The sequence below is a fragment of the Pseudomonas sp. FG13 genome, assembly GCF_057809755.1.
Genome location: NZ_JBMDKO010000053.1, coordinates 23,020 through 38,457, shown reverse-complemented (window position 1 = coordinate 38,457; position 15,438 = coordinate 23,020). Strand labels below are relative to the sequence as shown.

12 protein-coding genes are annotated in these 15,438 nt (G+C 61.0%); all 12 read left to right on the top strand.

Features of this window, described 5'->3' with window-relative positions; genetic code table 11:
- The coding region (locus ACODTO_RS26030; RefSeq protein WP_489107272.1) for a hypothetical protein at positions 1-196 on the top strand (196 nt) is incomplete at its 5' end.
- An 84-nt stretch (positions 197-280) separates the two neighbouring features.
- Complete coding sequence (gene rnr, locus ACODTO_RS26025) at positions 281-2,899, top strand: ribonuclease R (protein ID WP_175385552.1); 2,619 nt, start codon at positions 281-283, stop codon at positions 2,897-2,899.
- Positions 2,896-3,654, top strand: coding sequence for a 23S rRNA (guanosine(2251)-2'-O)-methyltransferase RlmB (rlmB, locus tag ACODTO_RS26020; RefSeq protein WP_041024061.1), 759 nt, complete (start codon positions 2,896-2,898; stop codon positions 3,652-3,654). Before rnr ends, rlmB begins: the two co-directional genes overlap by 4 nt.
- Before the next feature lie 295 nt (positions 3,655-3,949).
- Positions 3,950-4,378, top strand: coding sequence for a 30S ribosomal protein S6 (gene rpsF, locus ACODTO_RS26015; RefSeq protein ID WP_003186395.1), 429 nt, complete (start codon positions 3,950-3,952; stop codon positions 4,376-4,378).
- 28 nt (positions 4,379-4,406) lie between these two features.
- Positions 4,407-4,637, top strand: coding sequence for a 30S ribosomal protein S18 (gene rpsR, locus ACODTO_RS26010; protein ID WP_002551829.1), 231 nt, complete (start codon positions 4,407-4,409; stop codon positions 4,635-4,637).
- Positions 4,638-4,673: 36 nt separating this feature from the next.
- Entirely contained in the window at positions 4,674-5,567 is an 894-nt protein-coding gene (locus tag ACODTO_RS26005) for a YybS family protein (protein WP_139646754.1), read from the top strand.
- Positions 5,568-5,585: 18 nt separating this feature from the next.
- A complete protein-coding gene (rplI, locus tag ACODTO_RS26000) occupies positions 5,586-6,032 on the top strand; it encodes a 50S ribosomal protein L9 (protein ID WP_003186385.1) in 447 nt (148 codons plus the stop codon).
- 263 nt (positions 6,033-6,295) lie between these two features.
- On the top strand, positions 6,296-7,693 hold the full coding sequence (gene dnaB, locus ACODTO_RS25995) for a replicative DNA helicase (RefSeq protein ID WP_024779176.1): 1,398 nt from the start codon (positions 6,296-6,298) through the stop codon (positions 7,691-7,693).
- A 201-nt stretch (positions 7,694-7,894) separates the two neighbouring features.
- Positions 7,895-10,195, top strand: coding sequence for a YgiQ family radical SAM protein (locus ACODTO_RS25990; RefSeq protein WP_139646752.1), 2,301 nt, complete (start codon positions 7,895-7,897; stop codon positions 10,193-10,195).
- Between the two features lie 139 nt (positions 10,196-10,334).
- Complete coding sequence (ssp4, locus tag ACODTO_RS25985) at positions 10,335-11,255, top strand: Ssp4 family T6SS effector (protein WP_489107271.1); 921 nt, start codon at positions 10,335-10,337, stop codon at positions 11,253-11,255.
- Complete coding sequence (locus tag ACODTO_RS25980; RefSeq protein ID WP_464710261.1) at positions 11,252-11,713, top strand: hypothetical protein; 462 nt, start codon at positions 11,252-11,254, stop codon at positions 11,711-11,713. Before ssp4 ends, ACODTO_RS25980 begins: the two co-directional genes overlap by 4 nt.
- A 175-nt stretch (positions 11,714-11,888) precedes the next feature.
- A complete protein-coding gene (locus tag ACODTO_RS25975; RefSeq protein ID WP_175385553.1) occupies positions 11,889-15,188 on the top strand; it encodes a transglutaminase family protein in 3,300 nt (1,099 codons plus the stop codon).
- Positions 15,189-15,438 lie beyond the last annotated feature (250 nt).

The following is a 15,438-nucleotide window of genomic DNA, read 5'->3' as shown; positions in this document are numbered from 1 at the left end:
TTGCGGTCACCAGCACCTGAAGCTGGCGTGTCTACCAATTTCACCATCTGGGCAGTATCGGCAACGTGTGTGCGTCGTCGATGGCGCGCACTATACGGAGCGTGTTTTTAACTGTAAACCCCTCTTGATAAAAAAAACGGGAAATTTCACGAGTGGTGTCTTTTCCTGCTTGAAGAACGGGGTAAAAGACATTTAGAAAGGGCTTCGGATGCCTGAAATTTCCCGTTTCATTACGCCTATGCCAAACTAACCCGCATATAGACAAGGTGAAAACTCTCTAATGGCCGATTGGCAGTCCCTCGATCCCGAGGCCGCTCGTGAAGCGGAAAAATATGAAAACCCTATTCCCAGCCGCGAACTGATCCTGGCGCATCTCGCCGACCGGGGTTCGCCTGCCAGCCGTGAAGAGCTGGTCGAAGAGTTCGGGCTGACGACCGAAGATCAACTCGAAGCCCTGCGCCGCCGTCTGCGAGCCATGGAGCGCGATGCTCAATTGATCTACACCCGGCGCGGAACCTACGCGCCGGTGGACAAGCTCGACCTGATCCTGGGGCGTATCGCCGGTCACCGCGATGGCTTCGGCTTCCTGATTCCCGATGACGGCAGCGACGACCTGTTCATGAGCCCGGCGCAGATGCGCCTGGTGTTCGACGGTGACCGGGCGTTGGCCCGTGTGTCTGGCCTGGACCGCCGCGGTCGCCGTGAAGGCGTGATCGTCGAAGTGGTCTCCCGTGCCCACGAAAGCATCGTCGGCCGTTACTTTGAAGAGGGCGGCATCGGTTTTGTTGTCGCGGACAACCCGAAGATCCAGCAGGAAGTGCTGGTCACCCCGGGCCGCAACGCCAACGCCAAGGTCGGTCAGTTCGTCGAGGTGAAGATCACCCACTGGCCAACCCCGCGCTTCCAGCCGCAAGGCGATGTGGTGGAAGTGGTCGGCAACTACATGGCGCCGGGCATGGAAATCGACGTTGCCCTGCGTACCTATGACATTCCCCACGTCTGGCCTGAAGCGGTCCTGAAAGAAGCCGCCAAGCTCAAGCCGGAAGTAGAGGAAAAGGACAAAGAGAAGCGCATCGACCTGCGTCACCTGCCGTTCGTCACCATCGATGGTGAGGATGCGCGGGACTTCGACGACGCGGTCTATTGCGAAGCCCGGCCGGGCAAGCTGCGCCTGTTCTCCGGCGGCTGGAAGTTGTACGTCGCGATTGCCGACGTTTCCAGCTACGTGAAGCTCGGTTCGGCACTGGATGCCGAAGCCCAGGTGCGTGGCAACTCGGTGTACTTCCCCGAGCGCGTCGTGCCGATGTTGCCCGAGCAACTGTCCAACGGCTTGTGCTCGCTCAATCCCCATGTCGACCGCCTGGCCATGGTCTGCGAGATGACCATCTCCAAGTCCGGCGAGATGACTGACTACTGCTTCTACGAAGCGGTGATCCATTCCCACGCCCGCCTGACCTACAACAAGGTCAGCGCAATGCTGGAAACGCCGAAGCTCGCCGAGTCGCGCAAGCTGCGCGGGGAGTACAACGAGGTGCTGCCGGATCTCAAGCAGCTCTATGCGTTGTACAAGGTGCTGCTGGGCGCGCGTCATGTGCGTGGCGCCATCGATTTTGAAACCCAGGAAACCCGGATCATCTTCGGTTCCGAGCGCAAGATCGCCGAAATCCGTCCGACCGTGCGCAACGATGCGCACAAGTTGATCGAGGAATGCATGCTGGCGGCCAACGTGGCCACCGCCGAATTCCTGAAGAAGCACGAAATCCCTGCGCTGTACCGGGTCCACGACGGTCCGCCGCCGGAGCGCCTGGAGAAACTGCGCGCCTTCCTCGGTGAGCTCGGCCTGTCCCTGCACAAGGGCAAGGAAGGTCCGTCGCCCAAGGATTACCAGGCGTTGCTGGCCAGTATCAAGGATCGTCCGGATTTCCACCTGATCCAGACCGTCATGCTGCGCTCCTTGAGCCAGGCGGTGTACAGCGCCGATAACCAAGGCCACTTCGGCCTGAATTACGAGGCCTATACCCACTTCACCTCGCCGATCCGTCGCTACCCCGACCTGCTCACGCACCGGGCCATCCGCAGCGTGATCCATTCGAAGATGAACACCCCGCACGTCAAGCGTGCCGGTGCGATGACCATCCCCAAGGCGCGCATCTATCCGTACGACGAGGCGGCCCTGGAGCAGTTGGGCGAGCAGTGCTCGATGAGCGAACGTCGCGCCGACGAAGCGACTCGCGACGTGGTGAACTGGCTCAAGTGCGAGTACATGAAGGATCGCGTGGGTGAGTCGTTCCCAGGCGTGATCACCGCCGTGACCGGTTTCGGCCTGTTCGTCGAGCTGACCGATATCTACGTCGAAGGCCTGGTGCATGTCACCGCGCTGCCGGGCGATTACTACCACTTCGACCCTGTGCATCACCGTCTGGCGGGCGAGCGCACCGGGCGCAGTTTCCGTCTGGGCGATACCGTCGAAGTGCGGGTGATGCGCGTCGATCTCGACGAGCGCAAGATCGACTTCGAGATGGCGGAAAAGACCATCGACGCGCCGATCGGACGCAAGAAGCGCGGTGCCGAAACGTCTGCACCTTCGGCCAAGGCCGCAGCTGAGCCGGCCTCGACCAAGTCCGGTCGTCGTGGCCCGGCCAAGGAAAAAGCCAATGAAGCCTATCGCCCGAGCGATGCCGCGGCGAAAAATGCCGAAGTGCGCAAGAGTCGTGAAATGAAGCAGGCATTGCTGGCCGAAGCCAAGAAAGGTGGTAAGGCCGCGTCGGGAGGAAAGACCGGGCGATCGGCCCCCGAAAGCGCAAGCAGCAAACCGAGCAAACACCGTAAAGGCCCGTCGAAAGCGGGCTCGGCCCCGGCTAAAAGTGGCGGCGCCCGTAAACCCAAGGCCAAGTCATGAGTCAGTTGGAAAAAATCTACGGCGTGCATGCCGTGGAAGCGCTGTTGCGTCATCACCCCAAGCGGGTCAAGCAGATCTGGCTGGCGGAAAGCCGCAGTGAGCCCCGGGTCCAGACCCTGGTCGAGCTGGCCAACGAAAATCGCGTCGCGGTCGGCCAGGCCGAACGGCGTGAGATGGACGCTTGGGTCGAAGGCGTGCACCAGGGCGTCGTGGCCGAGGTGAGCCCGAGCCAGGTCTGGGGCGAGGCGATGCTTGAGGAATTGCTTGATCGCACCGAAGGCGCGCCTTTGCTGCTGGTGCTGGACGGCGTGACCGATCCTCACAACCTCGGCGCCTGCCTGCGTTCGGCGGATGCGGCCGGGGCATTGGCGGTGATCGTTCCCAAGGACAAGTCGGCAACCTTGACGCCGGCCGTACGCAAAGTCGCCTGTGGCGCCGCGGAAGTGATTCCGCTGGTGGCCGTGACCAACCTGGCGCGCACCCTGGAAAAACTCCAGCAGCGTGGCTTGTGGGTGGTCGGCACGGCAGGCGAGGCCGAACAGGACCTGTATCAGCAGGACCTCACCGGCCCGACGATCCTGATCATGGGAGCAGAAGGCAAAGGCATGCGTCGCCTGACCCGCGAACATTGCGACTATCTGGTCAAGCTGCCGATGGCCGGCAGCGTCAGCAGCCTCAACGTCTCGGTCGCGACCGGCGTGTGCCTGTTCGAGGCACTGCGTCAGCGTAGCGTCAAGGCTGCCGCCAAAAAGTAAGGCATAGGCAAGTCCTGTGGGAGCGAGCCTGCTCGCGATAGCGATGTATCAATCGGCATTCGTGCTGGATGACCCACCGCTATCGCGAGCAGGCTCGCTCCCACATTGTTATGTGTTGAAGTGGTTGTTCAAATAATCACCAATTGCCTTGCGCCTGCCTCGACCCTTCTCTACAATTGCGCCCCTTGCTGTGATGGCAGGCACTTATGTGTCTAGCGTCCACAAGTCCATAAGTGTCATTCACTCCTTGTCTGACCGTTTTTAAGCGGCAGGCTACAACCCGTAAGGAGCATTCATGCGTCATTACGAAATCATCTTTTTGGTCCACCCGGATCAAAGCGAGCAAGTCGGCGGCATGGTTGAGCGTTACACCAAGCTGATCGAAGAAGACGGCGGCAAAATCCACCGCCTGGAAGACTGGGGCCGTCGTCAACTGGCCTACGCAATCAACAATGTTCACAAGGCTCACTACGTGATGCTGAACGTTGAGTGCACCGGCAAGGCCCTGGCCGAGCTGGAAGACAACTTCCGCTACAACGATGCAGTGATCCGTAACCTGGTCATCCGTCGCGAAGAAGCCGTTACCGGCCAATCCGAGATGCTCAAGGCTGAAGAAAACCGCAGTGAGCGCCGTGAGCGTCGCGACCGTCCTGAGCACTCTGACAGCGCCGATGGCGATGACAGCGATAGCGACAGCGACAACAGCGATAACGCTGACGAGTAATCCACGGACCTTTTAAGGAGCCAATCACATGGCACGTTTCTTCCGTCGTCGTAAATTCTGCCGCTTCACCGCTGAAGACGTGAAAGAGATCGATTACAAAGATCTCAACACTCTGAAAGCCTACGTATCCGAGACCGGCAAAATCGTTCCAAGCCGCATCACCGGTACCAAAGCTCGTTATCAGCGTCAGCTGGCCACCGCTATCAAGCGCGCCCGCTTCCTGGCCCTGCTGGCCTACACCGACAGCCACGGCCGCTGAGACCGGGCAGTCGACAAGTAGCAAAGGATTGAATGCATGCGCGCCATAGCTGAGTTCATCATGCGCGGCCGTATGCAGGCCACTCTGGTAGTGGCCGGATGTGCGGCATTGCCGTTGTTGTATTGGTTGGGTGCTGCCGCCGGGAGCCTTGTGCTCCTGCGGCGCGGATTGAGGGACGCCTCTAGCGTTCTTGCTCTGGGACTGCTGCCGGCCTTGCTCTGGTGGTTGTACGCCTCGGACCCGCGGGCACTGATGGTGCTTCTGGGGTCTTCGGCGCTGGCGTTGGTGTTGCGCGCCAGCGAATCCTGGAACCGCGTGCTGCTGGTCAGCATAGCGATAGGGGTGGTGTTTTCAGTGGTGCTCGGGGTGGCTTTCGCGCCCCAGATCGAGATGCTGTCGCAGGCTTTGGTAAAAATCCTGCCCGAGGCCCTCGGTGATCTCTACCGGCAGATGTCGGCAGAGGAGCAGGCGCGTTTCGCGTCCCTGATCGCACCGGTCCTGACCGGCCTGATTGCGGCCTTGTTGCAAATCGTCAGTGTGCTGAGCCTGATTGTCGGGCGCTACTGGCAGGCGTTGTTGTACAACCCGGGTGGTTTTGGTCGCGAATTTCGCGCCATCCGTTTCCCGCTTGGGCTGGCGATGTTGCTGCTGGCGGGCATGCTTCTGGGACCGAACTTCGGTCCGCAGATGGCCATGCTCACGCCGTTGTGCAGCGTACCGCTGGTCTTCGCTGCCCTGGCCCTGATTCACGGGCTGGTGGCGCAAAAGCGACTGGCCAGGTTCTGGCTGGTGGGGTTGTACGTCACGTTGTTGCTGTTCATGCAGCTGATCTATCCGTTGCTGGTGGTCCTGGCCATCGTCGACAGCCTGATTGATTTTCGCGGTCGTATGGCGTCGAAAGACGCCGACAGCGCGAACGGTGAAGGTTAAAAGTTAGAGGATTTTCACATGCAACTGATCCTTCTGGAAAAAATCGCCAACCTGGGCAACCTGGGCGACAAAGTAAACGTTAAGGCCGGTTACGGCCGTAACTACCTGCTGCCTTTCGGCAAGGCTACCGCTGCGACCGCTGCCAACCTGGCTGCGTTCGAAGAGCGTCGCGCCGAGCTGGAAAAAGCCGCCGCAGACCGTAAGGCATCGGCTGAAAGCCGTGCTGCCCAACTGGCCGAGCTGGAAGTGACCATCACTGCCACCGCTGGCGACGAAGGCAAGCTGTTCGGTTCGATCGGTACTCACGACATCGCTGACGCACTGACCGCCTCCGGCGTTGAAGTTGCGAAGAGCGAAGTTCGTCTGCCGAACGGCACCATCCGCAACGTAGGCGAATTCGACGTAGCCGTGCACCTGCACGCCGAAGTTGAAGCCACCGTACGCGTTGTCGTGGTAGCAGCCTAAGCTTTGTACGAAAAGTCGCCGATCGGCGATCAGGCAAGGCGAAAACAGGCGAGGAAGCGGAGTTTACTGATTGTAAATGAGCATTCCGAACCTGTTTTCAACGCAGCATGATCGACGCGCAGGCACTTTAATACCTGTCGGCTGGCACCCTTGGGTGCTAGCCGGTAACATCGGGCACGATCCTGTTTACAGGTCGTGCCCTTTGTCTTTCTGCAATTCCTGATTTTCATAACCCCCTGGGTTTCCCAAAGAATCAAGTGGCCATGAACGAAATCACCGCTCCCGAGCAATACGATCTGCAAACCGCCGCCCTGAAGGTGCCGCCGCATTCCATCGAGGCCGAACAGGCCGTGCTCGGTGGTCTGATGCTGGACAACAACGCCTGGGAACGCGTGCTCGATCAAGTCTCCGACGGCGATTTCTACCGACATGACCACCGCCTGATCTTCCGTGCGATCGCCAAGCTGGCCGATCAGAACATGCCGATCGACGTGGTTACCCTGTCCGAGCAACTGGACAAGGAAGGCCAGACCTCCCAGGTCGGCGGCCTCGGCTACCTGGGTGAGTTGGCGAAAAACACGCCGTCCGTCGCCAACATCAAGGCCTATGCGCAGATCGTCCGCCAGCGGGCGACGTTGCGTCAGTTGATCGGTATCAGCAACGAAATCGCCGACAGCGCCTTCAACCCCGAAGGCCGTACCGCCGAAGAGATCCTCGACGAAGCCGAACGGCAGATCTTCCAGATCGCCGAAGCCCGGCCGAAGACCGGCGGTCCGGTGGGGGTCAACGAGTTGCTGACCAAGGCTATCGACCGTATCGACACCCTGTTCAACACCGACAATGCCATCACCGGCTTGTCGACCGGCTACACCGACCTCGACGAGAAGACCAGTGGCCTGCAACCGGCCGACCTGATCATCGTCGCCGGCCGTCCTTCCATGGGTAAGACCACCTTTGCGATGAACCTGGTGGAAAACGCCGTGCTGCGCAGCGACAAGGCGGTGCTGGTGTATTCCCTCGAGATGCCAGGTGAATCGCTGATCATGCGTATGCTGTCGTCCCTGGGGCGTATCGATCAGACCAAGGTCCGTTCCGGCCAACTGGAAGATGACGACTGGCCGCGCCTGACCTCGGCGGTCAACCTGCTCAACGACCGCAAGCTGTTCATCGATGACACCGCCGGCATCAGCCCGTCGGAAATGCGCGCCCGGACCCGCCGCCTGGTGCGCGAGCACGGTGATATTGCGCTGATCATGATCGACTACCTGCAGTTGATGCAGATCCCGGGCTCCAGTGGTGACAACCGAACCAACGAGATTTCCGAAATCTCCCGTTCCCTCAAGGCCCTGGCCAAGGAGTTCAACTGCCCGGTAGTGGCCTTGTCCCAGTTGAACCGCTCCCTGGAACAACGTCCCAACAAGCGTCCGGTGAACTCCGACTTGCGGGAATCCGGAGCGATCGAGCAGGACGCCGACGTCATCATGTTCGTGTACCGCGACGAGGTGTATCACCCCGAGACGGAGCACAAGGGCATCGCCGAAATCATCATCGGCAAGCAGCGGAACGGCCCGATCGGCTTTATCCGCTTGGCGTTCATCGGTAAGTACACGCGGTTCGAGAACCTGGCGCCGGGCAGCTACAACTTCGATGATGATGAGTAAGTTCGTCGTTGCCTGATCTGGCCTCATCGCGAGCAGGCTCGCTCCCACACGAGATTGCATTGCCCTGTGGGAGCGAGTCTGCTCCGGGCGGCGATCCGACGATGGGCCGCTGCCGATTTCCGACCATAGCCGTCGGAATTGGCTATTTTTTGTGCTATATTCCGCCCCCGCGATTTTTCATCTTTTATACCGGTCATCGACATGCAAGCAGCCAAGCCGTTATTTGACTATCCCAAGTACTGGGCCGAATGTTTCGGCCCGGCGCCGTTCCTGCCCATGAGCAGGGAGGAGATGGATCAGCTCGGCTGGGATTCGTGCGACATCATCATCGTGACCGGTGATGCTTATGTCGATCACCCGTCGTTCGGCATGGCCATTATCGGCCGGCTGCTGGAAGCCCAGGGCTTTCGCGTCGGGATCATTGCCCAGCCGAACTGGCAGTCCAAAGACGACTTCATGAAACTCGGCGAGCCGAACCTGTTCTTCGGCGTCGCGGCCGGCAACATGGACTCGATGATCAACCGCTACACCGCCGACAAGAAAATCCGTTCCGATGACGCTTACACGCCGGGCGGTCTGGCGGGCAAGCGGCCGGACCGTGCGAGCCTGGTCTACAGCCAGCGCTGCAAGGAAGCCTACAAGCATGTACCCATCGTGCTGGGCGGCATCGAGGCGTCCCTGCGCCGCATCGCCCATTACGATTACTGGCAGGACCGGGTGCGCAACTCGATCCTGATCGACGCCAGCGCCGACATCCTGCTCTATGGCAACGCCGAGCGGGCGATTGTCGAGGTTGCCCAGCGCCTGTCCTACGGCCACAAGATCGAAGACATCACCGATGTGCGCGGCACCGCGTTCATCCGTCGCGATACGCCGCAAGGCTGGTATGAGGTGGACTCCACCCGTATCGATCGTCCGGGCAAGATCGACAAGATCATCAATCCGTATGTGAACACCCAGGACACCGCGGCCTGCGCCATCGAACAGGAAAAAGGGCCGGTTGAGGACCCGAGCGAAGCCAAGGTCGTGCAGATCCTGGCGAGCCCGAAAATGACCCGTGACAAGACCGTGATCCGCCTGCCGTCGGTGGAGAAGGTCCGTAACGACGCGGTGCTGTATGCCCACGCCAACCGCGTGCTTCACCTGGAAACCAACCCAGGCAATGCCCGGGCCTTGGTGCAGAAACACGGTGAGGTCGATGTCTGGTTCAACCCGCCGCCCATTCCGATGACCACTGAGGAAATGGACTACGTGTTTGGCATGCCTTACGCACGTGTTCCGCACCCGGCGTACGGCAAGGAAAAGATTCCGGCTTACGAGATGATCCGTTTCTCGGTGAACATCATGCGCGGCTGCTTCGGCGGTTGTACGTTCTGCTCCATCACCGAGCACGAAGGCCGGATCATCCAGAACCGTTCCGAAGAGTCGATCATTCGCGAGATCGAGGAGATCCGCGACAAGGTCCCGGGGTTCACCGGGGTGATTTCCGACCTCGGCGGCCCGACCGCGAACATGTACCGCATCGCCTGCAAGAGCCCGGAGATCGAATCCGCGTGCCGCAAGCCGTCCTGCGTGTTCCCTGGCATCTGCCCGAACCTGAACACCGACCACTCCTCGCTGATCCAGCTTTACCGCAGCGCCCGCGCGTTGCCTGGGGTGAAGAAGATCCTGATCGCCTCCGGCCTGCGTTACGACCTGGCCGTCGAGTCGCCGGAGTACGTCAAGGAGCTGGTGACCCACCACGTCGGCGGTTACCTGAAGATTGCCCCGGAGCACACCGAGGAAGGCCCGCTCAACCAGATGATGAAACCGGGTATCGGCACTTATGACCGGTTCAAGCGGATGTTCGAGAAGTACACCAAGGAAGCCGGGAAAGAGCAGTACCTGATTCCGTACTTCATCGCCGCTCACCCGGGCACCACCGACGAAGACATGATGAACCTGGCGCTGTGGCTCAAGGGCAACGGTTTCCGGGCTGATCAGGTGCAGGCGTTCTATCCGTCGCCGATGGCCACCGCCACGGCCATGTACCACTCCGGCAAGAACCCGTTGCGTAAGGTCACCTACAAGAGCGACGGGGTGACCATCGTCAAGAGCGAAGAGCAGCGCCGCCTGCACAAGGCCTTCCTGCGCTATCACGACCCCAAGGGCTGGCCGATGCTGCGTGAGGCGTTGACCCGCATGGGCCGTGCCGACCTGATCGGGCCGGGCAAGCACCAGTTGATCCCGCTGCACCAGCCGGCGACTGACAGCTACCAGAGTGCCCGTCGCAAGAACTCGACGCCGGCCGGCAGCCATAAGGTGGGCAAGGACACCACCCGGATCCTGACCCAGCACACCGGCCTGCCGCCACGTGCCAGCGACGGCGGCAACTCGTGGGACAAGCGCGAGCAGGCCAAGGCCGCCGCGTTCGCCCGCAACCAGCAGGCGGCCAAGGAGCGCAAGGACGCCGCCAAGGGCAAAGGGCCGAAGCCGGCGCGCAAGCCGGTCGTGCCGCGCTGATCGCCCAAACCCTGTCGCAAACGCCAGCCTAAGTGCTGGCGTTTTGCTTTCTAGCGGCAGTGCTACTCCTTTGCTATCGTGGCGCCCGCCACCGTTCAGTGCTGCCCACAACTTGACTTATAGACTCCAAGGACGACCCATGAGCACCCCGTTACCCGGCATCGGCATGGACTACAGCCCCTCCCAGTTCATGGCCCGCCAACGCATCGAAAGCCAGATCAACCTGCCAAAACTGTTCGCTGCCATTGACGCCGATCCCGGCATTGTCGGCGCTGGCGTGGTGTATATCGATGCAGAGTTCAACGTGGTGACCCTGCGGGAATTCAAGCCGATCTGCAGCATCAAGCCCAAGCGGATCATTTTGCGCGAGGCGCAGAAGTACATAACGCCGGAGCAGTTCGCCCAACAGGTGCAGAGCAATCCTCGCGAATCGCGCCTGGTCATGGAAGCGGTAAACACTACTCTGTCCTGTTCGGGTGCGTTGATCAGTTGGTCGGTGATCGCCAGCGGAACGCTGCTGATCCCCTTCAGTGCCGGTGCCAGTGGCGTCATGGTCGCAGTTGCCTGGACGGCGGCGGGGGCCAGCAGTCTGCAATGCGTCAACGGCCTTGCTCGCACCACGCTTGAAGTTGCCAAACCCGAAGTGAACGACTGGCTGGACAGCGAAGGCTGGTACCAGAATGTCTCGATAGGTCTGGATGCGGCTTCGCTGGTGGGCGTGGGGGCTTCGGCATTGACGACGATCAAATTGGTGCGGGTCGCCAAAGCGTCGACGGGCAAGACCATGCGGGAAGTCCTGAGGGGGTTGAACAGGCAGGAACGGGCCAAGTTGACCAAAGAGCTGCTGAGCATCAACGATCCGCGCCTGACGTCAAAGATGCTCAAGCTGAAGCAGCTTGCGGGCTCCTTGCCCAAGCGCTATACGACCGCAGAACTCAGGCACGGCACCATCACCCAGATCAAGGACTCCCTCGGGGCCGCTATCGGGCTGACCGGGAGTGCGTTATCGGGCAATGTCAAAACCATTGCCATTGGTCTGTATGAAGAGTTCGATGAATGAACAAGGAACTGACGCTCCGGGTGTTCTTCCAGCGGCACTTCCTTGGCTTCATCGCGGCCATCTTCACCGCCTACCTTTCCGTTGCCTTGGCGCTTGCGCTGGCGTTTGTCACCTATTTCCGAGCATGGCCGCTGGAGGACAGCGGCATCTACATCATGCTGGCTGGTGCCGTGGTCACCCTGCTGGTGGCCCACGGTAACCTGATGGTCCTGTGGGGACGACCGCGCTGGGTGTGGCTGCTGGTGGGGGTGTTTGTTGCCTGCCTGGCGTTTGTGCTGCCGATGATTTACTTCGCCCCTCATCAAGTGCTTTATGGGCTGGCTGTGTTGTTTCCGCTATTGGGCTTGCTGTTGCTCAACAGCAAACGCCACCGTGAAATGCGCAGCAAACTGGTCGAAATTCGCCATCAGCGTGAACGCCTCTCTCAAGCGATAAAGACCTCACGCTCGCGCCGCTGAGTCGATTCGCTACGATCCCCGCCACATTTATGTGCACCTCTGTGCACGGGAAGTCGGGCATCGTTCCGTTTTAGTGCTCTACTGCCTTGAGTAGACGAAGAAAGTGTCCGGCCAGCCTGCATGGCATAAGTCTTGCGCCGCTTTCTATTCCGCCCAGGTTTGCAGGAGGCACGCCGTGTCGATCCATGTCGCATTGCATCACGTCACGCATTACCGCTACGACCGTGCCGTCGAGCTCGGCCCGCAGATCGTTCGCCTGCGCCCCGCGCCCCACAGCCGTACGCGGATTCTTTCCTATGCATTGAAAGTTTCGCCTGAGCAGCACTTCATCAACTGGCAGCAGGATCCCCAAGGCAATTACCTGGCGCGCCTGGTGTTCCCCGAAAAAACCAAAGAGCTGCGGATCGAGGTCGATCTGCTGGCGGAAATGGCGGTGTTCAATCCGTTCGACTTTTTCCTCGAACCCTACGCCGAAAAGATTCCATTCACCTACGGGGCCGATGAGAAACACGAGCTGATGCCGTACCTGGAGACGTTGCCGCTGACGCCGAAATTCAAGGCGTACCTGGATGGCATCGACCGCACGCCGCTGCCGGCGGTGGATTTCCTGGTGGCGCTCAACCAGCGCCTGCACGACGACATCAGCTATTTGATCCGCATGGAGCCCGGTGTCCAGACCCCGGAACACACCCTGGAACAGGCGTCCGGTTCCTGCCGCGACTCGGCCTGGTTGCTGGTGCAACTGTTACGTCACCTGGGCCTGGCCGCGCGGTTCGTCTCCGGTTACCTGATCCAATTGACCGCCGATGTGAAAAGCCTCGACGGTCCGTCCGGTACCGAAGTGGACTTCACCGACCTGCATGCCTGGTGCGAGGTCTACCTGCCCGGCGCCGGCTGGATCGGCCTGGATGCGACGTCCGGCCTGTTTGCCGGCGAAGGGCATATTCCGCTGGCGTGCAGTCCCGATCCTTCATCGGCGGCGCCGATCACGGGCCTGGTGGAGCCGTGCGAATGTGAATTCAGCCACGAAATGTCCGTGGAGCGGGTCTGGGAAGCGCCGCGGGTGACCAAGCCCTACACCGAAGAGCAATGGCTGGCGATCCAGGCGTTGGGCCGGCAAATCGACGCTGACCTGCTGGAAGGCGATGTACGGCTGACCATGGGCGGCGAGCCGACCTTCGTCTCCATCGATGACCCTGACGGCGCCGAGTGGAATACCGCAGCGCTCGGCCCGGACAAGCGTCGGCTCTCCGCCGAGTTGTTCCAGCGCATGCGCAAGCACTACGCGCCCCAGGGCCTGGTGCATTTCGGCCAGGGCAAGTGGTACCCCGGCGAACAATTACCGCGCTGGTCCCTCAACTGCTACTGGAGGCGTGACGGCGTGCCGATCTGGCATAACAGCAGTTTGATCGCGGACGAGCAGCAGGATTACGGCGCCGATGGCGAGATGGCCGGGCGTTTTCTGACTAGCGTCGCTGAACGTTTGAACATTCCTGCGCGCTTCGTGTTTCCGGCCTACGAAGACAACTTCTATTACCTCTGGCGCGAAGGCGCGTTGCCTTCGAATGTCAGCGCCCAGGACCCACGCCTGGACGATGCCCTGGAGCGGGCGCGGTTGCACAAGGTTTTCAGCCAGGGCCTGGACAAAGTGATCGGCCAGGTCTTGCCACTGGCCCGCACCGCCAAGGGCGATCAATGGCAGAGCGGTCGCTGGTACCTGAGGGATAACCACTGCCGATTGGTGCCGGGGGATTCGCCCCTGGGCTATCGCTTGCCGCTGGCGTCCCAGCCGTGGGTGACGGCAGCCGAGTATCCATTCATCCACCCGACCGACCCTAATCAGGATTTACCTGAGCTGCCCGGCGCCGAAAAGCTGGCCCGTCACGGTGAGGCGCTGATCGAAGAGGATCGCGTGCCGGAAATCGACGTGTCCGCCGACTGGCTGACCCGCACCGCATTCTGTGCCGAGGCCCGCGAAGGTCGGCTGTATCTGTTCATGCCGCCGCTGGAGCGGGTCGAGGATTACCTTGAACTGGTCAGTGCCATCGAGGCCACCGCCGAGGAGTTGCAGTGCCCGGTGTTGTTGGAGGGCTACGAGCCGCCGAGCGATCCACGGCTGGGTAACTTCCGCATCACGCCCGATCCGGGCGTGATTGAAGTGAACGTGCAGCCGTCGGCGTCTTGGGATGAATTGGTCGAGCGCACCGAATTCCTCTACGAGCAGGCACGGCAAACCCGGCTGACCACCGAGAAGTTCATGATCGATGGTCGGCATACCGGCACGGGCGGCGGTAACCACTTCGTCCTCGGCGGTGCGACGCCGGCTGACTCACCGTTCCTGCGACGCCCCGATCTGCTGCGCAGCCTGATCAGCTACTGGCATAACCATCCGTCGTTGTCCTATCTGTTTTCCGGATTGTTCATCGGCCCGACGTCCCAGGCGCCCCGGGTGGACGAAGCGCGTAACGATGCGCTGTACGAACTGGAAATCGCCTTTGCGCAGATGCCGGAGCCAGGCGAGGCATGCCCACCCTGGTTGGTTGACCGGTTGTTGCGCAACCTGTTGATCGACGTGACCGGCAACACTCATCGTGCCGAATTCTGCATCGACAAGCTGTATTCGCCGGACGGCGCGACAGGGCGTCTCGGCTTGCTGGAATTGCGCGCCTTTGAAATGCCTCCTCACGCCCGCATGAGCCTGGCCCAGCAATTACTATTGCGGGCGCTGGTGGCGCGGTTCTGGCGCGAACCTTATGCACCGGCCAAACTGGCGCGCTGGGGCACCGAACTGCATGACCGGTTCCTGTTGCCCCACTTCATCGAGCAGGACTTCGCCGATGTCATCGAAGAACTGAATACCGCCGGTTACCCGCTGCGGGCCGAGTGGTTCGCCGCGCACCTGGAGTTCCGCTTCCCGAAAGTGGGCGATTACGCGGCGGGCGGTATCGAGCTGCAATTGCGCCAGGCCCTGGAACCCTGGCATGTGCTGGGCGAGGAGGGCGCAGTCGGTGGCACCGTGCGCTATGTGGATTCATCCCTGGAGCGCTTGCAGGTCAAGCTCAACGGCCTGGCCCCGCAACGGTATCTGCTGACGTGCAACGGTGTGCCGGTGCCGCTGCAACCCACCGGCCGGGTCGGAGAGTTTGTCGCCGGGGTGCGTTTCCGTGCCTGGCAGCCCGCCAGTTGCCTGCAGCCAACCATCCCGGTCCACGCGCCGCTGGTCTTCGATCTGCTCGACACCTGGATGCAGCGTTCCGTGGGCGGTTGCCAGTACCACGTGGCACACCCGGGCGGGCGCAACTACGACAGCCTGCCGGTGAATGCCAACGAGGCCGAGAGCCGGCGGATGGCGCGTTTCTTCCGTCTGGGACACACTCCTGGGAAACTGCCGATACCCAATCTGGAGGTGGCTGACGAGTTCCCACTGACACTCGACCTGCGGCGTTTTCAGGGGGCCCTGAACAAAGGAAACTGAAGAGGTTTACCTGTGGCGAGGGGATTTTCTGTGGCGAGGGGATTTATTGTGGCGAGGGGATTTATCCCCATTGGGGCGAAGCCCCCCCATAATTGATGCCCGCTACACCGCAGTGCCTGGATTGGGGCTGCTGCGCAGCCCAGCGGGGATAAATCCCCTCGCCACAGAAAACCTCCTCCCACCAGAGGTACTGCGTCGGTCAAACCGTTCACATGCCAAGCCATGGCATCTATCCGGGCATCATGCCCTT